Annotated in this window: 1 pseudogene; it reads right to left on the bottom strand. The window is 75.9% G+C overall.

Annotated features, from left to right (window positions below):
• Window positions 1-271, bottom strand: a pseudogene (locus tag BIV01_RS17525) (SDR family NAD(P)-dependent oxidoreductase); the annotation flags it as partial.
• Window positions 272-299 lie beyond the last annotated feature (28 nt).

Here is a 299-nt window from a genome sequence, read left to right as displayed (position 1 = left end):
CGATGCCGTCCAGGACGTTCCGCAGCCCGTCGACGTACGTCGCGCGGTACTCGTCCACGTCGCGGCTCCCCGCGGCGACGGCCACGACCACCACCGCCGTGCTCGCCGGGATCTCCGGGACCGACCGGCGCAGGTCGACGCTCCGCCCGGTGAGCGGGGCCGGGACCAGCTCGCCCCGCCGCCGGAGTCCGACCACGCGGTGCCCGGCGGCGGCGAAGCGAAGGCCGGTCTCGATCCCGAGGTCGCCGCAGCCGGCGATGACGATGTCCACCGCCCCATCATGCCGAACGCCGGTGGAC

It is taken from the genome of Curtobacterium sp. MCBA15_013 (assembly GCF_001865095.1).
Lineage (GTDB): Bacteria > Actinomycetota > Actinomycetes > Actinomycetales > Microbacteriaceae > Curtobacterium.
Note: the sequence above shows the minus strand (reverse complement) of the source record. Positions and strands in the feature narration are given on the sequence as shown.